Here is a 26,524-nt window from a genome sequence, read left to right as displayed (position 1 = left end):
GCATGTCCAGTTCAACAGTAAGCGCGGCGTCTGCCGCCAACGCCGCCCGCCGGGGCAGCCCGGGTTCACGCCGGGTGCTGATCGCTCTCGGCTGGTTGTTCTTCATTGTCTTTCTGCTGCTGCCATTGCTCATCGTGGTGTCGCAGGGCCTGAAGCTGGGTTTCGGTGCATTCTTTGACGCAATTCTTGAGCCTGACGCACTGTCGGCCCTCAAGCTGACCATCATCGCAGTGGTCATTTCGGTGCCACTCAACCTGCTGTTCGGCGTCAGCGCCGCGTGGTGCGTGAGCAAATACAGCTTTCGTGGCAAAAGTATCCTGGTCACCCTGATCGACCTGCCATTTTCGGTCTCGCCCGTTATTGCCGGTCTGGTGTACGTGCTGATGTTCGGCGCGCAAGGCTTCTTCGGACAATGGCTGCAAGACCACGACATCCAGATCGTCTTCGCCTTGCCGGGTATCGTGCTGGCCACCATCTTCGTCACCGTGCCCTTCGTGGCCCGTGAACTGATCCCGCTGATGCAAGAGCAGGGCACCCAGGAAGAAGAAGCTGCACGCCTGCTGGGGGCCAACGGCTGGCAGATGTTCTGGCATGTGACCGTGCCCAACATCAAATGGGGCCTGATCTACGGCGTTGTGTTGTGTACGGCGCGTGCGATGGGCGAATTCGGCGCAGTGTCGGTGGTTTCCGGGCACATTCGCGGGGTAACCAACACCCTGCCGCTGCACGTCGAGATCCTCTACAACGAATACAACCACGTCGCCGCCTTCGCTGTGGCCACCCTGTTGCTGATCCTGGCGCTCTTCATCTTGCTGCTCAAGCAGTGGAGCGAATCCCGTATTAACCGCCTGCGCGCCAGCGCCGCGGAGGAATAAACCATGTCGATCGAAGTCCGTAACGTCAGCAAGAACTTCAATGCCTTCAAGGCACTGAACAGCATCAACCTGGACATTCAAAGCGGCGAGCTGGTGGCCCTGCTCGGCCCGTCGGGCTGTGGCAAAACCACGTTGTTGCGCATCATCGCGGGCCTTGAAACCCCCGATCAGGGCAACATCGTATTCCACGGTGAAGACGTCTCGGGGCATGACGTGCGTGATCGCAACGTCGGCTTTGTGTTCCAGCATTACGCGCTGTTCCGTCACATGACGGTATTTGACAACGTGGCTTTCGGCCTGCGCATGAAGCCCAAAAACCAGCGCCCGAATGAAAGCCGCATCGCAGAAAAAGTCCATGAACTGCTGAACATGGTGCAGCTGGACTGGCTCTCCGACCGCTACCCCGAGCAGCTTTCTGGCGGTCAGCGCCAGCGTATCGCCCTGGCTCGCGCCTTGGCGGTCGAGCCCAAAGTGCTGCTGCTCGACGAACCGTTCGGCGCCCTCGACGCCAAGGTGCGTAAAGAACTGCGTCGCTGGCTTGCACGCCTGCACGAAGACATCAACCTGACCTCAGTTTTCGTGACCCACGACCAGGAAGAAGCGATGGAAGTCGCTGACCGCATCGTGGTCATGAACAAAGGCGTGATCGAGCAAATTGGTTCGCCGGGGCAAGTCTACGAAAACCCCGCCAGCGATTTCGTGTACCACTTTCTGGGCGACTCTAACCGCCTGCACATCGGCGAAGACCAGCACGTGCTGTTCCGTCCGCACGAAGTGTCGTTGTCACGTCACGAACTCGAAGACCACCACGCAGCACAAGTGCGTGACATCCGCCCACTGGGCGCCACGACCCGGGTGACGTTGAAGGTTGAAGGTCAAAACGAGCTGATCGAAGTTGAAGTGGTCAAAGACCACGACAGCCTCACCGAACTGGCCCGTGGCGAGACGTTGTTCTTTAAGCCGAAGGTGTGGCAGAAGGCTTGAAAACGCCCTCACCCCAACCCTCTCCCGAAGGGAGAGGGTGATGGGCTTTTAGCTTTTGTCTTTTAAGGCTTTTTCAGCTTCGGATTAGGGAAGAACTGCACCGCTTGGACTTTGGGGTCCGGTGCTTTTTTCAGCGCGGAGGTATTGACCCGCGTACCCAATTCCTTGGGCACCGACAGGCCTTGCTCGTTCAGCGTGTCGGAGTAACCGCAGGCCACGCATTCGCGGTGCGGCACTTCGTCTTCGTTCCACATCATCAACTTGTCGGGCTCGCTGCACGCCGGGCAAACAGCCCCGGCGATAAAGCGTTTTTTTGTCACGTTTACCGGTGCATCACTCATGCTGCCGCATCCTCGGTCAGACCGCTGTGGCGCAAGAGGGCGTCTATTGACGGCTCACGGCCACGGAAGTCCTTGAACAGTTCCATCGGTGCCAGCGAGCCACCCCGCGCCAGAATCGCCTGACGGAATGCCTTGCCGGTTTGTGGGTTGAATACGCCTTCTTCTTCGAAGCGCGAAAAGGCATCCGCCGACAACACTTCAGCCCATTTGTAGCTGTAGTAACCCGCTGCGTAACCGCCCGCAAAAATATGCGCGAAGCTGTTGGGGAAGCGGTTGTACGCCGGTGGACGCATCACCGAGACTTCATCGCGAATGCTGTCCAGCACCTGCGCCACACCGCGGCCATCGCCGTGGGTGGCGTGCAGTTCGAAGTCAAACAGCGAGAACTCCAGCTGGCGAACCATCATCAGCCCTGACTGGAAGTTCTTGGCCGCAAGCATTTTGTCCAGCAGGTCTTTAGGCAGTGCTTCGCCGGTTTCGTAGTGGCTGGAAATCAGCGCCAGACCTTCGGGCTCCCAGCACCAGTTTTCCATGAACTGGCTTGGCAACTCGACCGCATCCCACGCCACGCCGTTGATACCGGACACGCCTGCGTGTTCGATTTCAGTCAGCATGTGGTGCAGGCCGTGGCCGAATTCGTGGAACAGGGTCGTCACTTCGTCGTGGGTCAGCAGCGCAGGCTTGCCTGATACCGCTGGCGTGAAATTGCACACCAGATTGGCCACCGGGCTCTGCAACACGCCAGCCGCTGTGCGGCGACGGTCGCGCGCGCCGTCCATCCATGCACCACCGCGCTTGTTGGCGCGAGCATACAGGTCAAAGAAGAAGCGCCCGATGCGCTCGCCGTTTTCCTTGATTTCGAACAGGCGAACATCCGGGTGCCAAGTGTCAAAGCCTTTGATCTCGGCAATTTCGATCCCGTAAAGGCGATGCACGATGGCAAACAAGCCATCCAGCACGGTGTCGATCGGGAAGTAGGCGCGCAGTGCTTCTTGAGACACGCTGTAACGTTGCTCGCGCAGTTTCTCGCCGAAGAAGCCTGTGTCCCAGCTTTTCAATTCCGAGCAGCCTTGCTCGCTGGCATAGGCTTGCAATTGCTCAAGGTCGCGGGCCGCGAACGGCTTGGTGCGCTTGGCCAGATCACGCAGGAAGGTCAGCACCTGATCCGGAGTCTCAGCCATTTTGGTCGCCAGGCTCAGCTCGGCAAAGCTGCCGAAGCCCAGCAACTTGGCCAGTTCCTGGCGCAGATCGAGGATTTGCTCCATCACCGGGCCGTTATCAAACTTACCGGCATTGGGGCCTTGGTCCGACGCACGGGTGCAGTACGCCGCGTAGACTTCCTCACGCAGGGCGCGGTCTTCGGCGTAGGTCATGACCGGGTAGTAGCTTGGGAATTCGAGCGAGATCAACCAGCCATCCAGACCTTTGGCCTGTGCAGCGGCGGCCATTTGGGCCTTGGCCGAGTCAGTCAGGCCCGCCAGTGCGGCTTCGTCGGTAATGTGCTTGGTCCAGGCCTGAGTCGCGTCCAGCAACTGGTTAGAGAACTTGCTGCCCAGCTCCGAGAGTTTGCTCTGCACGTGGGCATAACGCTTCTGCTCGGCTTCTGGCAGATCAATACCCGACAAGCGGAAATCGCGCAGCGAGTGCTCAAGAATGGTTTTTTGCGCCTGGTCAAAGTCAGCCACTTGCGGGCTGTGCGCCAGGGCTTCGAAGGCCTGGAACAACTCGCGGTTCTGGCCCATCTCGGTGGAGTAGGCGCTCAACGCAGGCAAGCACGCCTCATAGGCATCACGCAGTTCGCTGCTGTTGCACACGGCGTTAAGGTGGCTGACCGGACTCCAGGCAGCGCCCAGACGGTCGTTCAACTCGTCCATCGCCAGCACCAGACCGTCCCATGTCGGGTTCTTGCCCTGATCAGCGAGGATCTTTTGAATGCCAGCACGGTTGTCCGCGAGGATCTGCTCGATGGCCGGCTGTACGTGCTCAGGACGGATCGCCGAAAACGGCGGCAGGTCGTAGGGCTGCAATAGAGGGTTGTTCTCGCTCACGTTTGGCACCTTGGCTAGAAGAAATTAAGGATCTGTTGAGGTTTCACAGCAAAATTTGAACCACTGACTTAACGTGTAATGAAACGTCAGCAGACCCACGGCCATCTTAATTACAATCACCACAGACCGCAGCCCTGTAACGCCCTATTACTGCTAAAGAAGGAAGCTATTTGTGTCCATCCGTCCGTTCCAGCAGCACACACCCTTATTGGGCGCACGCACCTTTATCGATCGCTCGGCGGTCGTGATTGGCGACGTCGAGATCGGGGCCGACAGTTCAATCTGGCCATTGACCGTGATTCGCGGCGATATGCACCGCATCCGCATCGGTGCCCGCACCAGCGTGCAAGACGGCTGCGTGTTGCACATCACCCACGCCGGGCCATTCAACCCCGAGGGTTTCCCGCTGCTGATCGGCGATGATGTGACCATCGCCCACAAAGTCATGCTGCATGGTTGCAACGTGGGCAGCCGCATCTTGATCGGCATGGGCAGCATCGTGATGGACGGTGCCGTGATTGAAGACGACGTGATCGTCGGCGCCGGCAGCCTGGTACCACCGGGCAAGCGGTTGGCGAGCGGCTTTCTGTATGTCGGCAGCCCGGTCAAACAAGTGCGTGAACTGACTGAAAAAGAGAAAGCCTTTTTTACCTACAGCGCTGGCAACTACGTAAAACTCAAAGACCAGCACTTGGCCGAAGGTTACGACCAGCCCGTTTAAGCCGCCTATTTTGGAGCCCTGCATGCAGTATCAAAACGTATTGTTCGACCTCGACGGCACCCTCACCGACCCACGCGAGGGCATCACCCGCTCCATTCAGTACGGCCTGAGCAAAATGGGCATTGATGAGCCTGACCTGAGCAAACTCGAACACTTTATCGGCCCGCCGTTGTTGCAAGCCTTTATGGAGTTCTACTCGTTCAGCGAAGCCCAAGCCTGGAAAGCTGTAGATTATTACCGCGAGCGTTTTTCGGTCACCGGGTTGTACGAAAACCGAGTATTTGACGGCGTTACGCCGCTGCTGGAAGAACTGGTCGGGCAGGGTCGCCAGCTGTTCATCGCCACCTCGAAGCCGCAGATTTACGCCCGCGAAATCGCCCGGCACTTTGACTTTGCCAAGCACTTTAAAGTGATTTACGGCAGCGAACTGGACGGCACACGCACCAACAAGGTCGAGCTGATTGCTCACCTGATGGCCGAAGAAGGGCTGGACCCGGCGCACACCCTGATGATCGGCGACCGCAAGCACGACCTCATCGGCGCCAGCGAAAACGGCCTGGACGCGGCGGCCGTGGGCTACGGCTTTGGCAGCTTTGAAGAACTGAGCTCGCACACGCCCACGTACCACTTTGAAACCTTGGCGCAGTTGCATCAGGCGTTTAAAAACTGACAAAAGCCTGGTGAACAGCTAGATGCTACCGCCCACTTCTAACAAAACCGTTTCTGAATTGGTTAATAGTATTGATATTCTCGATATAACTTGTGTCTACTGGAAACCTGAATGGACGCGTAGCATCTGGACCCTGTGCCATAAACTGGTCAACTCGAGATCTTGATCGTGCAACTTTAACTCTTGATTGTGCAGCTTTAGCTTCAGCATAAGTAGGCAAATAATCCTCTGCTATCTGGGGATAAGTCGGTAGGGGATCCATCACTTGCCCAGCACTATCTTGAACACTGCGTCCAGGCAGCCGCGCTGGCACATCGTCTGCCCTATTTAAAACATCGCGACTCGCCCGGGGTATTGGTGTACCGGCGATCACATTCTGGACACCGCTTGCAGTAGGAAGTTCTTGCACGCTGTTTCTGCGGTTTGAAGTATTGCCGAAAATACTTCGAAAAAAACGCATGAACACATATCCCGAAGGATCCTCGTAATTAACAGGATCATCCCCGCAATAAGCATAAGTATTAATTCCGCCTTCTTGAAACGGGCTCAAAACATCTGGGCTGTTAAAGCGCATTAAGACAGGGTTGTAAGCCCGTACACCGTTACCCAATAAATAATGCCCGGTCAACGGGTCGGGGCGCTGGCCATTAAAGCCCAACACACTCAGCCTGGCTTCAGAGGACGAATGGCTGCCGTAAGGTGTATAGGCAATCGTTTGGGTGGTATGTGGCGCAACCACTTCCAGCACCGACCGTTGAACGTTCGTACCCAGCAAGCGGGTTTCACGGCTGTTAACGTCGGCTTGATGAAACGCGAGCAGGGATGCCCCCGTCTCGAACACACTGCGGGTTGATGTGCCCTGAATGTCAGTGGCGAGTCGTTTCTGGTTGTAAAACCGCTGAGAGACCGTTTTAGCTCCCTGTCCGCTAGCGACAATGCGATCCAGTGGATCGTAGGTGTAGTGTTGATCAGCCATGGCAAAGACCTCTGTTTGCAAGTGACTTGCCAGTATCAGCCTCTAACGCCCCCTCAGATAGCTAGCAGAACTGCTAGGCTTGCTCAGCCGCGCCTCTATCTCGCGCTGCAAATCCTGGCGCCAGCCCAACAAAAAAAACAGCTCCACCACCACAAACAAAGGCCCGACAATCAGCCCGGTCACGTCATCGATAAACGCCGGTTTGCGCCCTTCGTAGTAATGCCCGACAAACTGAATCACCCAGCCGATCACAAACAGCCCAACGCCCCAGCTCAACCAAGCTCCCGTACTCAAGGCCGCCAAGCTGTGCCCCAGCCATACGGCCAAGCCCAGCAAAACAGTCATCAATACCCCCAGGCGCACGTCAAGGCGCAGGTAAAACACCGCACTCGCAATCATCACGAACACCGCAGGCGAAATACCCGCCCATTGCGGGCGCGACAACAGCACTGCCACGGCAATCACAATCAGTGGGATGCCCACAAAGTGGGTCACGATATTGCGCTTATCACGGTGATAAGCGGCGTATTGGCTCAGATGGTCGACCAGGCTTTTCATGGTGGCAGCTCTCGGGTGGGCAACGAGCTGATTGTAATACTCCCCCTTGTATCAACAGGCAATAAACGCCAATGGCAAATCCCGAATCTGCTCGCGCACCGGCGGCTGATAAGGCCCTTCACGCGTCAGTTCATGCAGCAATTCTTCACGCAGTTGATGAAACTCAAAACTGCTGCGATGGCGCGGGTGAGGCAGGTCGATGTTGACCACTTGCTTGATCCGCCCGGGGCGTGGCTCCAGCACCACCACACGGTCTGCCAGAAAAATCGCCTCTTCGACGTCATGCGTCACCAACACGGTGGTGATTTTGGCCCGCTCGCGGATCGCCAGCAGCTCGTCCTGCATTTGCTGGCGGGTCAGGGCATCCAGCGCCCCGAACGGCTCGTCCAGCAGCAAAATCCGTGGGCTGGCCACCAGCCCGCGAGCAATCGCCACGCGCTGCGCCATGCCGCCGGACAACTGATGCGGAAACGCCCGGGCGAAGTCTTTCAAGCCCACCAGTTCAATAAACGCGGCGACCCGCTGCTGACGCTCGGCCGGGGTCAGCGGTTCGTTGACCAGCCCCAGGCCGATGTTGTCTTCAACACTCAACCACGGGAACAAACGGTGCTCTTGAAACACGATCCCACGCTCGCTGCCCACACCGTTGACGGCCTTGCCGTCCACTTCAATCGAGCCGCGAAACTCAGTGTCGAGCCCCACCAGCAAGCGCAGCAAGGTCGACTTGCCGCAGCCGCTGGAACCGACAATGGCGACAAACTCACCTTCAGCAATCTGCACATTGAAATCGCGTATGGCTTCCAGTTCCAGGCCGTCCACTTCGAAGGATTTACCGACCTGATTAAAACTGACAATAGGTGCGTTCATGCGTTTCTCCAGCGGGTTGCGCGGGTTTCGAGGCGTTGGCCAATCAGGTTCAGCAGGGCGCCGGTCAGGCCCACCAGCAGCATGCCGCTGAGGAGGGTGTCCATGCGCAGCAGTTGTTGGGCGCCGATCATCAGGCTGCCGATGCCCCCATTGGACGGCATAAAGTATTCCGCACCGATGGTGCCCAGCCAGGCGTAGATCAGGCTCAGACGCAGCCCGGCGAAAATACCCGGTGCAGCGCCTGGCAACACCAACAGACGCAGGCGCTGCCACAGGTTAAGGCGCATTACCTGCGCCGCTTCACGCAGTTGCGGCGAGAGGTTGGCCACACTGCGTTGGGTGGCAATAAACAGCGGAAAAAAAGCAGCCAGGGCGACGAAAACCCACTTCGACAACTCACCCAGGCCAAACCATGCCGTGAGTAACGGTACCCACGCAAAAATTGCAATCTGGCGCAGCGCCGACAGGCTCGGCCCCAGCAACCGTTCGCTGGTGTGCGACAAGCCCAGCACCACACCAAAAACAAAACCCAAACCGCCACCCAGCACCAAACCACCCAAGGTGCGCTTGAGGCTCAAGGCCATCGCCGTCGGCAAACTGCCGTCAACCAGACCGTTCCAGGTACCATGCACCACGGCCCACGGGCTCAACAGAATCTGTGGGTCGACCCACGCTTGCGTCACCGCCACTTGCCACAACGCCAACAGAAGCAGCGGCAACCACCCTGATTGCAGACGTTGCCAGCCGCTCGAACGTGGGCCACGGGTCAATTGCGCCGTCGCCGCATGCGGCCAATGCACCAGTTTTTGATCCAGCCAGCCAATGCCGCGATCCATCGAGACGCCGATCACGCCAATCACCACGATGCACACAAACACGATGTCGAGCATGAACAACTGCCGCGCATAGACCATCAGGTAGCCAATCCCTTCGCTGGAGGCCAGCAGCTCAACAGCCAGCAACGATGTCCAACCCGCCGCCAGCGCCAAACGCAAACCCGCCATAAAACCGGGCAGGGCGGCAGGCACGATCAGCCGACGAACCTTGAGGTGCAGCGGCAAGCGCAGCACCTGCGCCGCTTCTCGTAACGTGGGCTGGGCATCCCGTACCGCCACCAGCGTGTGCAAGGTGATGGGCACCACAATCGCTTTGATCAGCACCACCAGCTTGAGCACTTCGCCGATGCCAAAAAACACCATAAACAGCGGGATCCACGCCAAGGTTGGCACGTGTGCCAACGCGTTGAATGTCGGCAAAACCAGCCGTTCAGCCACACGGCTCAAGCCCAACGTGGCACCCAGCACCGTGCCAATACCGACGCCGACCAGCAAACCAAAAAACAGACGTTGCAGGCTGATCGCCAAATGGCTCCACAGCTCACCGGCGCCCAACTCCAGCGCGCTTTGCCAGACCAGCGAAGGCGGCGGCAAAATCTGCTCGCTCATCCATTGCTCGCGAGCAGCCAACCACCATAGTAAAAACAGGGCTATCGGCAACAGCCACGGCAATGCTCGTTGACTGACGTTGGGTAACCAGGCCTTCACACCCAACGGTGAGGCAGCCAAAGGCAAATTGAGCAGCGAAGCTTTGGCCATCGCAGACCTCCGTTGTCGGTTGTGCGGGCGCAACCAAACGTTCTATGTATATTTCCGTTTGATCTATAAATATTGATATTCATATCTAACAGAGATAAGGCCATCCTTTATGCCGTGTCTTGATACCCGCTGCCAATGCATTAAATGAATATTTTCCGTGCGACTTATGCATATCAGGCCAAGAGCCGCAGACGAGAACGCTTATTCCTTTTTGTTACTAAATTGTGCGCTTTTAGTATTTATTGCTCGCTCAATCTTATGCCTACTTTTTGTTCCTCAATACCCGCCGTATTCAGGAGCAGCACCCATGCCAATCCCTTTCAAACACACCTTTCGCCGCCTGGCCGCGCCTGCCTTAGCGGGCTTGCTGGGGTGCTTGCCATTGCTGGGCCACGCCGATGACTTAAAGCAAATCCGCATCGCTGTACCCGACCTGAGCGCGGGCAGCCAACACAGCGGCGGCGGGATCAGCGACGTGCTGCGCAGCCAGCAGTTGCTGGAAAAAGCCTTTGCCGACGACGGCGTGACCATTGAATGGAAGTACTTCAAAGGGGCAGGCCCGGTGATCAATGAAGCCTTCGCCAACGGCCAGGTCGACTTTGCCTACCTGGGTGACTTGGCCGCCATCATCGGCAAGGCCAATGGTCTGGACACGCGCCTGCTGAGTGCCGCCGCACGTGACAACAAACAATATTTGGCCGTGGTGCCGGGTTCGGGGATCAAAACCCTGCAAGACCTCAAAGGCAAACGGGTCGGACTATTTCGCGGCACCGCGACCCAACTGTCTTTTGACGCCGCGCTGGCCAGCGTGGGCCTGACGGAGAAAGACCTCAAAGTCATCAACCTGGACTTCAACGCCTCGGTGGCCGCGCTGGCGGCCAAACAAATCGACGCTTCGTGGGGCGGTTCCAACTTGAGTTCGTTGCAGGCCAAGGGCCTGGCAGACATCCCGCTGAACACCAAAGACCTGAACAACGCCGGCAGCGTGCAAAGCGTGCTCGTGGCCTCGGGCGCCTTTGTCGATGCCCACCCGCAAGCCGTGGCCAAACTGCTTAAAGCCCAGGAACAAGGTGTGCAATGGCTGACCAACGAGGCCAACAAACCGGCCTACATCGCGCTGGTCTCGGGGCTGGCCAACTACCCGGCGCACATCCTTGAAAAAGACACTGAGGACCAGACATTCAGCGAAGTCTTCGTCTCGCAACTCGACCCCGTGTTCCTTGGCAAATTGCAGGACTCCGTCACCCTGGCCGCCGAGCAACGCCTGATCCGAAAACCGTTCCAGGTCAGCGAGTGGGTTGCACCACCGCTTGCCGCCGCCTCCCGCTAAACCTTTGCGTCGCACTCTAACCGTAAGCCATCAAAACAATGAGGGTCATCCAATGAGCACTGCCGCTTTAGCCGTAAAACCTGACGTTCAAACACTTGAGATACACCCGGTGGCCGGACGCATTGGCGCCGAAATCCGCGGGATCAAACTGTCGGGCGACCTGGACGCCAGCACCGTCGACGCGATTCAACAGGCGTTGCTGACCCACAAAGTGATTTTCTTCCGCGACCAGACTCACCTCGATGACCAAAGCCAGGAAGCCTTTGCGCAACTGCTCGGCGACCCGATTGCTCACCCCACCGTGCCCGTGCGTGACGGCACGCGGTTTTTGATGGAACTGGACGGTGCCCAGGGCCAGCGCGCCAACTCGTGGCACACCGACGTGACCTTCGTTGACGCTTACCCCAAAGCTTCGGTACTGCGCTCCGTACTGGCCCCGGCGGCGGGCGGCGACACGGTATGGGCCAACACCGCCAGCGCATACGCCAAGTTGCCTAAAAACCTGCAAGAACTGGCTGACAACCTGTGGGCCGTGCACAGCAACGAATACGACTACGCGACCACTAAGCCGGAGGTCGCGCCAGAAAAGATTGAGCAATACCGCAAAATCTTTACCTCAACCGTGTATGAAACCGAGCATCCGGTGGTGCGCGTGCACCCGGTGAGTGGTGAGAAGAGTTTGGTGCTGGGACACTTTGTGAAACGCATCAAGGGGTACTCGTCGTCTGATTCGGCGCACCTGTTCAACCTGCTGCAAAGCCACGTTACGCGTTTGGAAAACACCGTGCGCTGGCGCTGGAACACCGGTGACGTAGCGATCTGGGACAACCGCTCGACCCAGCATTACGCCATTGACGACTACGGCACCCAAGACCGCATCGTGCGCCGCGTGACCTTGCAGGGCGATGTGCCAGTGAGCGTGCAAGGGCACCGCAGCCAGACCACAAAAGGCGCTTAGCCCATTACAACACCCTGAAGGAGCAAGCTTGCTCGCGATCTTTTGCTTTTAAAGATCGCGAGCAAAACGGGTTTACCACACCCCAATCTGCACCACTTTCTCAACTTCTGGCTCACCATAGCGAAAGCTCTCCGCGCGGCGGTCCACTTCCTGATGGCTAATAGTGGTACGGCGCTTCAATCCGCGCAGCCAGTCAAACAAATACCCCATGTGCTGTTCACGTACCGCTGCATAGGCCGGGTCGTCACCCAGGTCATTCAACTCCTGCGGGTCATTGAGCAGGTCATACAGCTGCGGGCGAAAACCGTCATACGCCAGATACTTCCAACGCTCACTGCGCACCATGGTCATGCGGCACCGATCAATTGGTTGGCCCAAACGCTCACGTGCCGGAGCCTGGAACGCGTAGTCGTATTCGCTAATCGCGTACTCGCGCCACGCAGGCGTTTGCCCATGCAGCAGCGGAATTAGCGAACGCCCTTCCAATCGGTGCTCAGCGCCCGTCACCCCAAGCGCCTGCAAAAAGGTCGGCAAGGCATCAATGGTTTCCGCCAGGCGTTGATCGACCGTGCCACGTGTCACATCAGCCTCCGCGCGTGGGTCCCGCACGATCAGCGGTACGCCCACCGCAGGCTCCAGCAAGAACTCTTTTTCGCCCAAAAAGTGATCACCCAAAAAGTCGCCGTGGTCACTGGTGAACACAATCAGCGTGTCGTCCCAGCGGCCGGTGCTTTGCAGCAAGTCAAACAGCCGCCCCAATTGATCATCGACCTGCTTGATCAACCCCATGTACGTCGGGATCACATTCAAACGCACTTCGTCCCGCGAAAAATTCTGGCTCTCTTCGTGCTGGCGAAACGCGTTGTACACCGGGTGCTCGCTGGCTGGCTGGCCCGCATTCGGGCGAATCGGCGCCAGCACGTGCTCCGCGCCATACAGCGCGTGATACGGCGCCGGGGCGATGTAGGGCCAATGCGGCTTGATGTACGACAAATGCAGGCACCACGGCTGCTCACCTTGCTCCTGGATAAAGTCGATGGCGCGGTCGGTGGTGAACACCGTTTCCGAATGCTGTTCCTGCACCCGTGCGGGCAGGTGCGCGTTACGCATTTTCCAGCCGCTGAGCACTTCGCCATCGGCCCCCGCACCCGCGTTGGCCCAGTCATGCCACGGGTTGGCACCGTCGTAGCCCAAGTCCTTTAAATACTGGGTGTAGGGCGCTGAGTCTCGTTTGTCGTCAAACAGCGGGCTGTCAGGGTAAATGCCGTCGTGGCGGGCGTAGGCTTCAAAGCCAACTTCATTCAAGATTTCGGCTTGCTGGCTGTTCGGGTCAATCGCCAAACGCTGCAAGGCCTCGACGTTGGCCGTGGCGTGGGTTTTACCCACCAGCGCGGTACGAATCCCATGGGGGCGCAGGTAGTCACCCAGAGTCAGTTCCTCCAGCGGCAACGGCACCGCGTTCCAGGCCACTTGGTGGCTGCTGACATAACGCCCGGTGTACGCCGACATGCGCGACGGGCCGCAAATCGTGCCTTGGGTATAGGCCCGGCTGAAACGCACGCCAGCCGCGGCCAGGCGGTCGATATTGGGCGTGTGCAAATGCGGGTGGCCGTAGCACGACAAGTAATCGCGACGCAGTTGGTCGCACATGATGTACAGCACGTTTTTGATGGGTTGCAGCTGTGGCATGAGGGTTCACCTTTGGCAGATCAGGTGACCGATTTCGCGCGAGCGCGCCGCGTGCGACAAGCGCATTTGGTGAATGGGTTTGATGCACAGTACGCATGCCTCAAATCGCGAAGTTCTCAAGCCCACACACATCATGGTCATCACTGTTATCCAGTTGTTTGATTTCATCAATCAAGGCTTGGGCCAAGGGCGAAAGACGAGTCGATGAGCGGCTGACGATGCCATAGCGGGTGTAGAGCGCGTCCTGGTCTTGGGCCAGTTCGTCGACCTCAATGCGTACCAGGTCGCCCTTGGCGTACAAAAAAACGTCGCTGTAGGCGCCGCAAATGCCGATGGCATCGCTGCTCAGCACCACGCTCAAAAGACTGAACGGGCTTTCACACTCCACATTCGGCGCGTAGTCCTGGCGTCCACTTAACTGCACCAGCACTTTGCGCAGGTTAGGCGGGCGGATGGTCACGGCCAATGGATAACTCAACAGTTCTTCGGCGCTGACGCTGCTGCGTTGAGCCAGCGGGTGGCCTGCGCGGCAGCAAAAAAACCAGCGGCGCGGACGCAAGCGCTGGGTGAAGTAGGCAGGATCTGCTTCGAAGTTGCGGGTATCCGCGATGAAAAACTCAAACTCTTCGTTAAGCATGCGCTTACTCAGGCTTTGCCAGTCATCAACCTGAAAATTCACCCGCGCCTTGGGGTAACGCCCGATGAAACGTCCGATGGCTTTGGGCACCAAGCCCGAAGCAGGCGCAGGGCCGCAACCGAACAACACCTCACCGCTTTCCAGACTATTGAACTGATTGATCTCGTTGGTCAGTTGCCGGGCGCCACTGACCAGTCGCCGCGCGTGTTCAAGCAGCAACTGGCCTTGCTTGGTGGGTGCCAGGTCCTTGCGCCCGCGGTCCACCAACGGGCAACCCACGCTGTGCTCCAGCGCCTGAATGCTGCGGCTAAATGCCGATTGCGAGAGGTTCACCGCCTGCGCCCCCGCAACAAAACTGCGCTGCTCGGCAAGGGCGATGAAGTGACGAAGTTGGCGCAGGTCGATATGCATTTTTCACATCAAAAATATCGGGGAAATGCATTGGCTATGCATTCGATGGACTCCTTATAAAGGCAATCTCTTATGCAGTAAATATCTGTCAAAACATAAACAAATAACTAATTGGAATATACAAGGCTGTGTATTTCGTCGACCAGGAGCCGCCCATGAGCCCATCCCAACAAGCCCTTCCATTCCCTTCAAGGCGTGTTAAACGCCTGCCAATGGCGCTATTCCTGGCGGGCTGCACCACGGGTTCGATGGCAATGGCAGACGAAAACCCAGCCGCTGTTGCCACCACGCCGGCCACCCAAGCCGCACCGGCAAAAGCTGATGGCAGCCAATTGAAAACCGTGACGGTGACCGCTCGACGCCGTGAAGAAAGCGCGCAAAACGTGCCAACGCCGATGAGTGTGATCAGCGGCCAGACCCTCGAAGCCCAACGCGTTTACCGAATTCAGGATTTGCAGCAACTGGTGCCCAGCGTCAACGTCGCCTACATGCACGCGCGCCAATCCAGTGTGTCGATTCGCGGGCTGGGCAATAACCCGGCCAGCGATGGCCTGGAAGGCAGCGTGGGGTTGTACATCGACAACGTTTACCTGGGGCGGCCGGGCATGGCGGTGTTTGACTTGATGGACATTGAGCAGCTGGATGTACTGCGCGGCCCACAGGGCACGTTGTTCGGCAAAAACACCACGGCTGGCGTGATCAATATCAACACCCGTGCGCCGACATTCACCCCCGAGCGCAGTATCGAAACGTCACTGGGCGAGGACGGTTATTTCCAGACCAAGGGTACGATTTCCGGGCCGCTCAGCGATGAGCTGGCCGGGCGTTTTTCGGCCTACCGAACCCGCAGCGATGGCGACATCAAAAACGAATTCGACGGCAATCAACTTAACGGCGGCGCACGCGAAGGGTTTCGCGGCCAACTGCTGTACAAGCCCAGCGAGACGTTCAACCTGCGCTGGATCGGCGACTACAACGAAGAGGATTCCAGCGCGGGCACCCGTACGCTGTTCAGTACCGGGCCGACCATTAATGGCGTCAACCGATACGAAACACGTGCCGCCGCAGCCGGGGCCACGCTGGTCGACGGCTCACACCGCAAGGTCAACCTCGACAGCCAGCAATCGGTCACCGTGTTTCAGGGCGGCACCTCGCTGGAGGCCAACTGGACACTGCCCAGTGACTACACGCTGACCTCGATCACCTCGTATCGCTGGTGGGATTTCACCCCACGCAACGACGACGGGTTGGACGTACCGGCGGCTTACAACGCTGGCGTGTCCGTGAATGACAAACAGTGGTCGCAGGAGTTTCGAATCGCTTCGCCTACCGGCGGTTTCTTCGATTACGTGGCGGGGGCTTACTACTTCGGCTCCGATCTGGACAACCAGTCCTTCACTTATTACGGCCCCAAGGCCGACATCTGGAATGGCACACCGGCGGGGGCTCTGGCGAACGTGAACACCGTGGGTAACGGCCACATTTCGACCAACAGTTTTGCGCTGTTTGCCCAAGGCACGTGGCACCTGACGCCGCAGCTGGATTTCACGGCCGGGCTGCGCGGCACCTATGAAGAGAAAAGCGCATGGGTGACCCGCAATGCTCCGGTCGGCGGGGCCTCTGTCACTGGCGCCGCAGCAACGGCCCGCCAGGCGCGGGTCGGCGCTTATGATTCGGGCGATTTGAACCAATACAGTACCAGCCCATCAGGCCTGCTGAACCTGACCTACCACTTCAACGACAACGTGCTGGGCTACGCCAGCCTGTCACATGGCGAGAAGTCGGGCGGGGTGAACCTCACCGTTGGCTCGGCACCCAGCGCCGGGGCCGATTCGCTGCTGATCGGTGCCGAGCGCGCCAACAATGCCGAGCTGGGGGTTAAAAGCACGCTGTGGGATCGTCGCCTGCAACTAAACGCCAACCTGTTCTGGACACAGGTCAACGGGTACCAGACCACGGCGTATGACGATTCCACACGCGCTCAATACCTGACTAACGCAGGCTCTGTGCGCTCACGCGGGGTCGAATTCGAGAGCACGTTGATCCCCGTGCGCGGGCTGACGCTGAACATAAACGGATCGTTTAATGATGTGCGGTACCTGTCTTACAAAGATGCGCCATGCCCGCCGGAAGTCAGCCTGCAACCCGGCGCGCCCGCCTCATGCGACTTGAGCGGGCATCAGGTGGTCGGCGCTTCGAAGTGGATCGGCAACGCCAATGGCGAATACAAATGGAACCTCAACAACGGCCTCGAAGAGTACGTGACCGCCAGCTACGCCTTGCGCTCCAAAGCCGTGGGCACGGTCGAAGACTCGGCTTATGCACAGATCCCGAGTTATGCGGTAGTCAACTTATCCACAGGCCTGCGCGGGGACTTTCACCAAGGTCAGTGGGACGTATCGCTGTGGCTGAAAAACGCCTTCGACAAAACCTATTACACCACCCTGTGGAGCGCTGCCAACGGCGGTTATGAAGGGTTGCTGGGCTCGCCACGCACGCTTGGCGTGACCGGCCGTTACGATTTTTAAAGGCTGACCACAGCCTATCCGGCAGGAGCGGGCTTGCAGCCCGCTCTCACTCTCAGAATGGTTTTTTGGTTATTAACAAATAGCTTCTTATTCCTTAGCGAATCTAAAAGCCGTCCCTATACTGACTCGGTAACACACATACCGCTGGAGGCATGCACCCATGGGCAACGAATCGATTCGCTATTTGATAGTGCCGGGCTGGCAAGGGTCGTCTGACGATCATTGGCAAACCCACTGGCAAAACAGCTTGCCGAACAGTGCTCGGGTGGAGCAAGCCGACTGGCTGACACCACGCCGCGAAGACTGGATTGCTGCGTTGGCCGAGGCGATTGCCACCGACAGCACGCCGGTCATTCTGATTGCCCACAGCCTGGGTTGCATCACCGTCGCTCATTGGGCAGAACGCGCCCCTGCTAGCCTGCTGAGCCAGGTGCGGGGGGCCTTGCTGGTAGCCCCGGCCGATGTCGAACGCCCAGCCTGCGCGCCCGCTCTGCGTAACTTTGCACCGATCCCGACGCAAACCCTGCCGTTCCCCAGCCAAGTCGTCGGTTCGGACAACGATGCAGCGGCCAGCGCGCCTCGCGCCATGGAGTTCGCCCGTCAATGGGGTGCCGAGGTCGGCATTCTCAGCGGCGCCGGACATATCAACGTTAAGTCCGGCCACCAACGTTGGGAGCAAGGGTTCGCGTTTTTGTATCGCCTGCAAACCCGCATTGAGCACGGGGCCCTGCGCCGAGCCTGAATTTTTTGTAACGCCCGCGCCCACCCTTCGGCAGCGGGCGGGAGCCTGCCATGAGTCCGCATAAAACCTTTGGCCAACCCCTGTTGACCTTTCCCGACGCAGAAAAAAGCCCACTGAGTATTCGCGCCAAAGCACTGGTGTTTGTCGACCCACGCTCGCGCCAATTACGTGACGACCTGGAACGGCTCGCCCCGCGTGCCCTGCCTGTGCTGATTCGTGGCGAAACCGGCAGCGGCAAAGAACTGCTGGCCCGGCATATTCACCGCGCCAGCGACCGCCCCGGTTTGTTTGTATCCGTTAATTGCGGCGCGATCAGCCCGACCTACGCCGACGCCGAACTGTTCGGCTACGCCCCTGGCACCCACAACAGCTCAGCCAGCAGTCGCGCCGGGTGGTTTGGCTCAGCCAATGGCGGCACCTTATACCTGGATGAAATCGGAGATTTGCCGCTGGGTATTCAGGTCAAGCTGCTGACGGCCCTGGAAACCCATGAAGTCACGCGGGTCGGTGCCCATCAGCCTAATCCAGTCGATGTGCGGCTGGTCGCGGCCACCAGCATCGATCTGGCGCAGGCTGTAAAAGCCGGCAAATTCCACGAGCGGCTGTATCACTACCTCAGCGAAGGGCAATTGGAGTTGCCCGCCTTGCGCGAGCGAGTGGGCGATATTTTGTCGCTGGCCGAATACTTTTTGGGCATCTACAGCCAACGCCTTAACCTGCCGGTGCCACTGATCAGCGACAGCGCGCAACGCGTGCTGGAGCGCCACAGTTGGCCGGGCAATACCCGTGAGCTGGAGAACGTGATTCACTTTGCGCTGCTGGTCAGCACGGGCGAAGAGATCCAACCCGAGCATTTAAACCTGCCCGACAGCCTGAGCCAGATTGAGCTGTTTATTAAAAGCGCCACGCCGCAGGAGTTGGCAGCGCTGAAGAACTTACTGCCCTAACCTGCGATATAGGAGCGAGCTTGCTCGCGATCTTTTAAAAGATTGCGAGACAACAGGCCGCGCCAACCGAACAAAACGATCTAAGAAGCTTAATAAATATTATTGTTCTGGCATAAAGAAGTTAGGTATTGTCCGCTCTGACTTCCAATAAAACCGTCATCCGAACGGTCATTTACTTAAGGGCATTGCATGAAAAAGGTTCTGTTGTTTACCGCATTGGCGGCTGCTTTGACGGCAGGCCTGGCACAGGCTAACGAAAAACTGGTCGTCGCTGCGACGCCGGTTCCCCACGCCGAAATCCTTGAGCTCATCAAACCGACCCTTGCCAAAGAAGGCGTGGATCTGGAAATCAAAGTCTTCACCGATTACGTTCAGCCGAACGTACAGGTCGCAGAGAAACGTCTGGACGCCAACTACTTCCAGACCCTGCCGTACCTCGAAAGCTTCAACAAAGGTAAAGGCACCAACCTGGTCACAGTGATCGGTGTGCACGTTGAACCATTCGGCGGCTACTCGAAAAAAATTAAAAGCCTGTCAGAGCTCAAAGATGGCGCAACCATTGCCATCCCTAACGAGGGCAGCAACAGCGGCCGTGCGTTGATCCTGCTGCAAAAGGCCGGTTTGATCGAACTCAAAGACCCGACCAACGCTGTGTCCACGCCAAAAGACATCGCTAAAAACCCGCATAACTTCAAATTCAAAGAACTTGAGTCTGCACTGTTGCCTCGCGTGCTGGACCAGGTCGACCTGGACATGATCAACACCAACTACGCGCTGGAAGCGGGCCTCAACCCAGCCACCGACGCGCTGATCATCGAAGGTGCTGATTCGCCTTACGTGAACTTCCTGGTGTCGCGTCCAGACAACAAGGACAGCCCGGCCATCCAGAAGCTGGCCAAAGCCCTGACCAGCCCGGAAGTTAAAGCGTTTATCGAGAAGAAATACAACGGTGCGGTGCTGCCAGCGTTCTGATTGAGCGCCAGCGCCACTGAAAACGCCGACGGCTATTACAGCGTCGGCGTTTTTTATTGATTGGCAAAACTACCTAGCAGATTTCACAGGTAGTCAAAAAGTAAGGCCGAGGTGACTCTGGAACGCCCCAACCCAAGGAGTGATTCAGATGCGCCGCACGCAGATGTCTTATCGCTATGACCCGTTGGATCGCCTGATTGGCAGTGCCCATGAGCAGTCACCCGCCACCCAACGTTTTTACAATCAGCAACGCTTAGCCACTGAAAAGCAGGGTATACAGTCGCGCTCGGTCTTCCAGCACCTCAATCAGTTATTGGCCGAGCACCCCCTCAATGCCCAGGCCAGCCAAACCCTGCTATTGGCTACAGACCAACAACGCAGCGTGTTGCAACGCGCAAGCCGCGCTGGCATCCAGAGCAGCGCCTATGACGCTTATGGCCATATCACCCCAGAAGGCTGTGAGCACCTGCTGGGCTTCAACGGCGAGCAACCCGACCCGCTCACTGGCCATTACTTATTGGGCAACGGCCATCGGGCGTATAACCCAATATTGATGCGATTTAATAGCCCCGATACGTTAAGCCCGTTCGGCAAGGGCGGGATCAATGCCTATGCGTATTGCGCAGGGGATCCGGTGAATCGTAGTGATCCCAGTGGGCGATTCAGTCTGGTACTCGCTTCAGCCTTCATCGGTTTTGCCGGTGCCTTACTGAGCACACAGCGCAGCATGGGATTCATGAGTGCGGCGAAAAAAATCTGGAACTTAGAACCCAGCTTCAGAGCGGTAACCAAGGTAGCAACTACATTAGGTACTATCGGCGCTAGCGGCGTGACCGTTGCTCGTTTAACGATGGCTGAGTACGCCCCAAACAGTGTGCCGACTCAGCTCCTTTTAGCTTCCACAGTGATCAGCGGTATAGCCGTTGCAGGGGGCGCAGTAGGAGCAGCTCTTCATCGTCTGAAAAAGGGCCCCTTCACGTGGAGTAAAAAAGCGGCATCGGATGCGGCTGTACCCAACATAGAGCTCGAGGAAGTTGTTACTGATAGCCTCGCGTCATCGCCCACGTCTCAAGCCAGTACGTCATCAACAGGGATTTCATCTCAACCATCCCAAAGCACGCGGGTTAATATCCAGGCAGCTGACATTCGAGCAAAGTGAGCTGAATCTGCCCAAAACCAAGGGGGTTGATCGAGCATCCGCTGGCCCACCACCTCGTTCTGGCCGAGGTTTTTTTCCAGCACGATGCAATTGCACTCCGGGTCTTGCCGCAGGGCTGCGATCAACCGCACGCGGCCTCGCGGGCTAGGCAACGGCTACGGGTTTGGCGCGCGATAGATCTGTCGGTGCAAACAGAGTCCCACAAACACTAAACCCTGTTCTACGCTGTCTGTCGTATCGTCCCGTAAATCGGCATCACGCAAAGGAGTCTGCATGGCTGGTCAACGAATCAAGTGTGTTTGGGGCTTAAGCCTTTTGGCGCTCCTGACCGCTTGTGGCAAGGAAGCCCCCACAGAGCCTTTGTCCCCACGGGTCTATGTACAGCAGGTGAGCACGCGCGAATTTGCGCCACCCATTCAACTCAGCGGTGATATTCAGGCACGGGTCGAAACGCAGCTTTCGTTCCGCGTGGGCGGCAAGATCATCGCGCGTAAGGTCGATGTCGGTGACCACATCCAGGCCAATCAGGTATTGGCCAGCCTTGATCCCAAAGACCTGAAAATCCAGGTCCAAACCGCGCAAGCCAGCGTTTATGCGCAACAGGCGCAAGTGGTGCAAACCCGCGCGGCCTTTATCCGTCAGCAAAAACTGCTGCCAAAAGGCTACACCAGCCAAAGTGAATACGATGCCGCCAACGCCGCGCAGCTCAGCGCCCAAAGCGCGATGGCCGCCGCACAGGCTCAGTTGGCCAATGCGCGCGAGCAACTGAGCTACAGCAACCTGGTCGCCGAAGCGCCAGGCATCATCACCGCGCGCCAGGCCGAGGTTGGCCAGGTGGTGCAAGCGACCATGCCCATTTTTACCCTGGCCCGTGACGGCGCCCGCGACGCGGTATTTAACGTGTACGAATCGCTGTTCATTGAGCCGCCCAAAGACCCGACCGTGCAAGTCACGTTGCTGAGCGATCCGACGATCAAGGTCAACGGCCAGATCCGCGAGATAACCCCGACCGTGGCGGCGCAAAGCGGCACGCTGCAAATCAAGGTGCAACTGGATACCTTGCCCAAGGGCATGGATTTAGGCTCGATTGTCACCGTCAACCTGACCCCCGCGCCTCGTCCCAGCATTGAGCTGCCGTGGTCAGCCCTGACCAAAGATGTCTCGGAACCTGCCGTGTGGGTGGTCGACGGTCAAAACAACGTGCGCATGCAGCGCGTCACCGTGGGGCGCTACCTCACCGGCAGCGTGATCATCAACGATGGCCTCAAGGACGGAGAGCAGGTTGTGGTCGCAGGCGGACAATTGCTACACCCCGGCATGCAGGTCGAAATCACCCCCGTCCCGGCCGGAGGGATGGCGCTATGAGCCGATTATGGATCGTGCCGCTCGCCGCAGCGTTACTGCTGGGCTGCTCGGAGAAAAAACCACCTGAACCTGTCAGGCCGGTGCTGTTCGTGGTGGCAACACCTGAGCTGGCACAAAACCTGGGGCGTTTTGCCGGGAATATCGAAGCCCGTTACGAGAGCACATTAGGCTTTAGGGTGCCGGGCCGCATTGTGCGGCGCCTTTACGATGTCGGGGCTTTGGTCAAAGAAGGCGATATTTTGGCCAGCCTTGACCCCACCGATCAGCAGAACAATGTGCGCGCAGCCCAAGGCGATCTGGCCAAGGCCAAAGCGCAACTGATCAACGCCCAGGCCAATGCCCGACGTCAGCAAGAGCTGTTCAATAAGGGCGTAGGCGCACAAGCGCAACTCGACACGGCGCAAGCCAACCTCAAAACCGCTGACGCGTCGATGCAACAGGCCGTCGCAGCGCTCAATCAGGCCAAAGATCAACTCAGTTACTGCAACCTGCGCGCCGACCATGACTCGGTCATCACCGTTTGGCAGGCCGAGGCCGGGCAAGTGGTCAGCGTGGGCGAAGAGGTTGTCACTCTGGCGCGGCCTGAGATCAAGGAAGCGGTGATCGACCTGCCGGGGCCGCTGGCTGAAGCCCTGCCCAAAGACATCGTGTTCCTGGTCGCAGGCCAGCTCGACCCGAACGTCAACACCACCGCCCGTGTACGCGAAATCGCCCCACAAGCCGACAGCGCCACGCGCACCCGGCGCACCCGCCTGACACTCGACCAGACCCCGCCGGCCTTTCGCCTCGGCAGCTCGGTGAGCGTGACCGTCAGCAGCCCGATTGCCGAACACTTCCAGTTGCCGTTGACCGCCTTGCAAGAAGTCGACGGCCACACCCGGGTCTGGGTCATCGACCCGCAGACCTTCGCCGTCAACCCTCGCGACGTCAGCGTGTTGCGGCGCGAGGGCAAAACTGTGCTGCTCTCGGGCGGCCTGCACAGCGGTGAAAAAGTCGTCAGCGCAGGCGTTCACAGCCTGACCCCCGGACAGACAGTCAGATTCGACAAGGAAAGCTCGCTATGAATGGGAAGTTCAACCTCTCCGAGTGGGCCCTGAAGCACCAATCGTTCGTCTGGTACCTGATGTTTGTCGCCGTGCTTGCCGGATTCTTTTCTTACTTCAATCTGGGCCGGGCAGAAGACCCCAGCTTTGCCATCAAAACCATGGTGATCCAGACCAAATGGCCCGGTGCCACGGTCGATGACACCATGCTGCAAATCACCGATCGCATCGAGAAAAAGCTCGAAGAGCTGGACTCGCTGGACTACGTACAGAGCTATACCCGGCCGGGCGAGTCCACGGTGTTTGTGTTTTTGAAGGACACCACCAAAGCCGATGCCATCCCCCATATCTGGTATGAGGTGCGCAAAAAGATCGGCGACATTCGCGGCGACTTCCCTCAGGGCATTCAAGGCCCGGGGTTCGACGATGAGTTCGGTGATGTCTATGGCACGATTTACGCTTTTACCGGCGACGGCTTCACCATGCGCCAACTGCGCGATTACGTGGAGCACGTACGCCTGGGGATTCGCGACATTCCCAATCGCGGCAAGATGATGACCATTGGCGAGCAGGACGAAACTTTCTACCTAGACTTCTCGACGCGCAAACTGGCCGCCCTGGGCCTGGACCAACAACACATCCTCGAAAGCCTGCAAGAACAGAACGCCGTGACCCCCGCAGGCGTGATCGAAGCGGGCCCGGAGCGCATGTCCGTGCGCGCATCGGGGCAGTTTAAAAACGTGGCCGACCTTGAGGCGGTGAACTTGCGGGTCAACAACCGCTTCTACCGGCTGGCGGACGTCGCCGACATTACCCGTGGCTACGTTGACCCGGCGGCGCCAATGTTCCACTACAACGGCCAGCCCGCCATCGGCCTGGCGGTGGCCATGAACGCGGGCGGCAACATTCAGGAGTTTGGTGAGCAGCTGCAACAACGCATCGACGACCTGACTGCCGACCTGCCCGTCGGCGTGGGCGTGCACATGGTGTCCAATCAGGCAGAAGTGGTTGAGGTCGCCGTGCACGGCTTCACCAGCGCACTGTTTGAAGCGGTAATCATCGTGTTGGCGGTGAGCTTCATCAGCCTTGGCCTGCGCGCTGGCATGGTGGTCGCCATCTCGATCCCGCTGGTGCTGGCGCTGGTCTTTGTGTTCATGGAATTCACCGGCATCGCCATGCAGCGCGTGTCGCTGGGCGCGCTGATCATCGCCCTGGGGCTGCTGGTGGACGATGCGATGATCACGGTGGAGATGATGATCTCGCGGCTCGAACTGGGAGAAACCAAGCAACAGGCCGCAACGTTTGCCTACCACTCCACAGCCTTTCCGATGCTCACCGGCACCCTGGTGACGGTGTCCGGCTTTGTGCCGATTGGCCTCAACAACAGTTCTGCGGGGGAATACACCTTCACCCTGTTCGCGGTTATTGCCGTGGCGCTGCTGGTGTCGTGGGTGGTGGCCGTGCTCTTTGCGCCGGTGCTGGGCGTGCACATCCTTAGCCAAAAGGTCAAACCCAAGTCCGACAAACCAGGGCGACTGGCCCAAGCTTTCGACACCAGCCTGCTGTGGTGCATGACCCATCGCTGGCTGACCATCATTGCCACGGTGGTGATGTTTTTGATGGCCGTGGTCGGCATGACCTACGTGCAAAACCAGTTTTTCCCGGCCTCGGACCGCCCCGAGATCCTGGTGGACCTGAACCTGCCGCAAAACGCCTCGATTCAAGAAACGCTCAAAGTCACCCAGCGTTTTGAAGAGACGCTCAAGGGCGATCCGGACATCGTGCGCTGGAGCACCTACGTGGGCGAGGGGGCGATTCGCTTCTACCTGCCGCTGGACCAGCAACTGCAAAACCCTTTCTTCTCACAACTGGTGATCGTCAGCACCGGCCTTGAAAACCGCGACATGCTGATCGATCGGCTCAACAAACGCCTGCGCGATGACTTTGTGGGCATCGGCAGTTACGTCCACACCCTGGAGCTGGGCCCGCCCGTGGGCCAACCGCTGCAATACCGGGTGAGCGGCCCGAACATCGACAAAGTGCGCAAATACGCCCTTGACCTAGCCTCCGTGCTCGACGCCAACCCCAACGTGGGCGAAACCCTGTTCAACTGGAACGAGCCGGGCAAAGTGCTGCGCATCGACATCGCACAAGACAAGGCCCGCCAATTCGGGTTGTCATCCCAAGACGTGGCGCAAGTGATGAACAGCATCGTCACCGGCGCGACCGTCAGCCAGGTCAAGGACAGCATCTACCTGATCAACCTCATCGGGCGGGCCAACGGCAACGAACGCGACACGCCGGAAACACTGCTCAACCTGCAAATCACCACACCGAGCGGCACCTCGATTCCATTGCTGGCGTTTGCATCAGTGCGCTATGAGCTGGAGCAGCCGTTGATCTGGAGCCGTGATCGCATCCCGACCGTGACCCTCAAGGCCTCGGTGCGCGGCAGCATTCAGCCGACCGACCTGGTGAGCGACCTCAAACCGACCATCAACGCCTTCACCGACAAACTGCCGCAGGGCTACACAGTACAAACCGGTGGCACCGTGGAAGAAAGCGCCAAGGCCCAGGGCCCGATTGCCCAAGTGGTGCCGTTGATGCTGTTCTTGATGGCCACCTTCCTGATGATCCAGCTGCAAAGTGCACAGAAGATGTTTCTGGTGGTCAGCGTGGCCCCGCTGGGGCTGATTGGCGTGGTGCTGGCTTTAGTGCCAACAGGCACGCCGATGGGCTTTGTGGCGATACTGGGGATTCTGGCACTGGTGGGCATCATCATTCGTAACTCGGTGATTCTGGTGACCCAGATCGACCAGTTCGAGCGCGACGGCTACGACCCGTGGCACGCCGTAATGCATGCCACGCAACACCGTCGCCGGCCGATTTTATTGACGGCGGCGGCGGCCAGTCTGGGCATGATCCCGATTGCGCGTGACGTGTTCTGGGGGCCGATGGCGTACGCCATGATCGGCGGCATCATCTCGGCCACCTTACTGACCTTGTTGTTTTTGCCGGCGCTGTATGTGGCCTGGTACAAAATCAAGGAAAACAAAAACCCACCTCCAGCTCTTCACTGACGGCGGGTACACAACCCATGTAGGCGCT

At 58.5% G+C, this 26,524-nt stretch carries 21 protein-coding genes and 2 pseudogenes; 14 read left to right on the top strand and 9 right to left on the bottom strand.

What is annotated here, in order from left to right:
- The first annotated feature begins 2 nt into the window (after positions 1 to 2).
- Both cysW and ACIQYF_RS19785 read left to right on the top strand, forming a co-directional pair.
- Positions 3 to 875: a sulfate ABC transporter permease subunit CysW gene (gene cysW / locus ACIQYF_RS19790; protein ID WP_402865204.1), complete on the top strand. Its 873-nt coding sequence runs from the start codon at positions 3 to 5 to the stop codon at positions 873 to 875.
- Positions 876 to 878: 3 nt separating this feature from the next.
- Positions 879 to 1,859: a sulfate/molybdate ABC transporter ATP-binding protein gene (locus ACIQYF_RS19785; protein ID WP_402865202.1), complete on the top strand. Its 981-nt coding sequence runs from the start codon at positions 879 to 881 to the stop codon at positions 1,857 to 1,859.
- Between the two features lie 62 nt (positions 1,860 to 1,921).
- On the opposite strand, the gene ACIQYF_RS19780 is transcribed toward ACIQYF_RS19785, so the two are convergent.
- Positions 1,922 to 2,200, bottom strand: coding sequence for a YheV family putative zinc ribbon protein (locus ACIQYF_RS19780; protein WP_095027602.1), 279 nt, complete (start codon positions 2,198 to 2,200; stop codon positions 1,922 to 1,924).
- Complete coding sequence (gene prlC / locus ACIQYF_RS19775; RefSeq protein ID WP_402865199.1) at positions 2,197 to 4,248, bottom strand: oligopeptidase A; 2,052 nt, start codon at positions 4,246 to 4,248, stop codon at positions 2,197 to 2,199. Before prlC ends, ACIQYF_RS19780 begins: the two co-directional genes overlap by 4 nt.
- 172 nt (positions 4,249 to 4,420) lie before the next feature.
- Here prlC and ACIQYF_RS19770 point away from each other — a divergent pair, with 172 nt between their 5' ends.
- The gene (locus ACIQYF_RS19770; protein WP_402865197.1) at positions 4,421 to 4,969 is read left to right on the top strand and encodes a gamma carbonic anhydrase family protein; all 549 of its coding nucleotides are present in this window, start codon (positions 4,421 to 4,423) and stop codon (positions 4,967 to 4,969) included.
- Positions 4,970 to 4,991: 22 nt separating this feature from the next.
- Positions 4,992 to 5,639 carry an HAD family hydrolase gene (locus ACIQYF_RS19765; RefSeq protein ID WP_402865195.1) on the top strand — a complete coding sequence of 216 codons (648 nt, stop codon included), beginning with the start codon at positions 4,992 to 4,994 and terminating at the stop codon, positions 5,637 to 5,639.
- Between the two features lie 25 nt (positions 5,640 to 5,664).
- Here ACIQYF_RS19765 and ACIQYF_RS19760 read toward each other — a convergent pair whose 3' ends face one another.
- From ACIQYF_RS19760 to ACIQYF_RS19745, 4 genes are read right to left on the bottom strand one after another with little or no spacing between them, the layout of a single operon-like run.
- Complete coding sequence (locus ACIQYF_RS19760) at positions 5,665 to 6,615, bottom strand: RHS repeat-associated core domain-containing protein (RefSeq protein ID WP_402865193.1); 951 nt, start codon at positions 6,613 to 6,615, stop codon at positions 5,665 to 5,667.
- Between the two features lie 42 nt (positions 6,616 to 6,657).
- Complete coding sequence (locus tag ACIQYF_RS19755) at positions 6,658 to 7,173, bottom strand: DUF962 domain-containing protein (protein ID WP_402865191.1); 516 nt, start codon at positions 7,171 to 7,173, stop codon at positions 6,658 to 6,660.
- Between the two features lie 51 nt (positions 7,174 to 7,224).
- Positions 7,225 to 8,040 carry an ABC transporter ATP-binding protein gene (locus ACIQYF_RS19750; RefSeq protein WP_402865189.1) on the bottom strand — a complete coding sequence of 272 codons (816 nt, stop codon included), beginning with the start codon at positions 8,038 to 8,040 and terminating at the stop codon, positions 7,225 to 7,227.
- Positions 8,037 to 9,635 carry an ABC transporter permease gene (locus ACIQYF_RS19745; protein ID WP_402865187.1) on the bottom strand — a complete coding sequence of 533 codons (1,599 nt, stop codon included), beginning with the start codon at positions 9,633 to 9,635 and terminating at the stop codon, positions 8,037 to 8,039. The genes ACIQYF_RS19750 and ACIQYF_RS19745 overlap by 4 nt, the downstream gene beginning before the upstream one ends.
- A gap of 307 nt (positions 9,636 to 9,942) precedes the next feature.
- Between ACIQYF_RS19745 and ACIQYF_RS19740 the strand changes: the two genes are divergently transcribed.
- Complete coding sequence (locus ACIQYF_RS19740) at positions 9,943 to 10,965, top strand: ABC transporter substrate-binding protein (protein ID WP_402865185.1); 1,023 nt, start codon at positions 9,943 to 9,945, stop codon at positions 10,963 to 10,965.
- A gap of 52 nt (positions 10,966 to 11,017) precedes the next feature.
- A complete protein-coding gene (locus ACIQYF_RS19735; protein WP_402865183.1) occupies positions 11,018 to 11,923 on the top strand; it encodes a TauD/TfdA dioxygenase family protein in 906 nt (301 codons plus the stop codon).
- A 72-nt stretch (positions 11,924 to 11,995) separates the two neighbouring features.
- Here the strand turns inward: ACIQYF_RS19735 and ACIQYF_RS19730 are convergent, their stop codons facing one another.
- On the bottom strand, positions 11,996 to 13,612 hold the full coding sequence (locus ACIQYF_RS19730) for an alkaline phosphatase family protein (protein WP_402865181.1): 1,617 nt from the start codon (positions 13,610 to 13,612) through the stop codon (positions 11,996 to 11,998).
- 100 nt (positions 13,613 to 13,712) lie between these two features.
- Complete coding sequence (locus ACIQYF_RS19725; RefSeq protein WP_402865179.1) at positions 13,713 to 14,660, bottom strand: LysR family transcriptional regulator; 948 nt, start codon at positions 14,658 to 14,660, stop codon at positions 13,713 to 13,715.
- Between the two features lie 118 nt (positions 14,661 to 14,778).
- On the opposite strand from ACIQYF_RS19725, the pseudogene ACIQYF_RS19720 reads away from it, so the two are divergent.
- The 5 genes and pseudogenes from ACIQYF_RS19720 to ACIQYF_RS19700 all read left to right on the top strand — a co-directional run bounded on the left by ACIQYF_RS19720 (position 14,779) and on the right by ACIQYF_RS19700 (position 21,008).
- Positions 14,779 to 17,188, top strand: a pseudogene (locus tag ACIQYF_RS19720) (TonB-dependent receptor).
- A 160-nt stretch (positions 17,189 to 17,348) separates the two neighbouring features.
- A complete protein-coding gene (locus ACIQYF_RS19715) occupies positions 17,349 to 17,930 on the top strand; it encodes an alpha/beta hydrolase (protein WP_402865177.1) in 582 nt (193 codons plus the stop codon).
- Positions 17,931 to 17,980: 50 nt separating this feature from the next.
- The gene (locus ACIQYF_RS19710; protein ID WP_402865174.1) at positions 17,981 to 18,877 is read left to right on the top strand and encodes a sigma 54-interacting transcriptional regulator; all 897 of its coding nucleotides are present in this window, start codon (positions 17,981 to 17,983) and stop codon (positions 18,875 to 18,877) included.
- Positions 18,878 to 19,066: 189 nt separating this feature from the next.
- Positions 19,067 to 19,849: a MetQ/NlpA family ABC transporter substrate-binding protein gene (locus tag ACIQYF_RS19705; protein ID WP_402865172.1), complete on the top strand. Its 783-nt coding sequence runs from the start codon at positions 19,067 to 19,069 to the stop codon at positions 19,847 to 19,849.
- A 148-nt stretch (positions 19,850 to 19,997) separates the two neighbouring features.
- A complete protein-coding gene (locus tag ACIQYF_RS19700) occupies positions 19,998 to 21,008 on the top strand; it encodes an RHS repeat-associated core domain-containing protein (RefSeq protein ID WP_402865170.1) in 1,011 nt (336 codons plus the stop codon).
- Positions 21,009 to 21,013: 5 nt separating this feature from the next.
- Here ACIQYF_RS19700 and ACIQYF_RS19695 read toward each other — a convergent pair.
- Positions 21,014 to 21,136: pseudogene (locus ACIQYF_RS19695) on the bottom strand (AAA family ATPase); the annotation flags it as partial.
- A gap of 145 nt (positions 21,137 to 21,281) precedes the next feature.
- Here ACIQYF_RS19695 and ACIQYF_RS19690 point away from each other — a divergent pair.
- Genes ACIQYF_RS19690 through ACIQYF_RS19680 form a run of 3 tightly spaced genes read left to right on the top strand, consistent with a single transcriptional unit; the run spans position 21,282 to position 26,496 of the window.
- Positions 21,282 to 22,373: an efflux RND transporter periplasmic adaptor subunit gene (locus ACIQYF_RS19690; protein ID WP_402865168.1), complete on the top strand. Its 1,092-nt coding sequence runs from the start codon at positions 21,282 to 21,284 to the stop codon at positions 22,371 to 22,373.
- Complete coding sequence (locus ACIQYF_RS19685) at positions 22,370 to 23,437, top strand: efflux RND transporter periplasmic adaptor subunit (RefSeq protein ID WP_402865166.1); 1,068 nt, start codon at positions 22,370 to 22,372, stop codon at positions 23,435 to 23,437. Before ACIQYF_RS19690 ends, ACIQYF_RS19685 begins: the two co-directional genes overlap by 4 nt.
- A complete protein-coding gene (locus ACIQYF_RS19680; RefSeq protein ID WP_402865164.1) occupies positions 23,434 to 26,496 on the top strand; it encodes an efflux RND transporter permease subunit in 3,063 nt (1,020 codons plus the stop codon). The genes ACIQYF_RS19685 and ACIQYF_RS19680 overlap by 4 nt, the downstream gene beginning before the upstream one ends.
- The last annotated feature ends 28 nt before the right edge of the window (positions 26,497 to 26,524 follow it).

It is taken from the genome of Pseudomonas sp. NPDC096917, assembly GCF_044762555.1.
GTDB lineage: Bacteria > Pseudomonadota > Gammaproteobacteria > Pseudomonadales > Pseudomonadaceae > Aquipseudomonas.
Note: the sequence above shows the minus strand (reverse complement) of the source record. Positions and strands in the feature narration are given on the sequence as shown.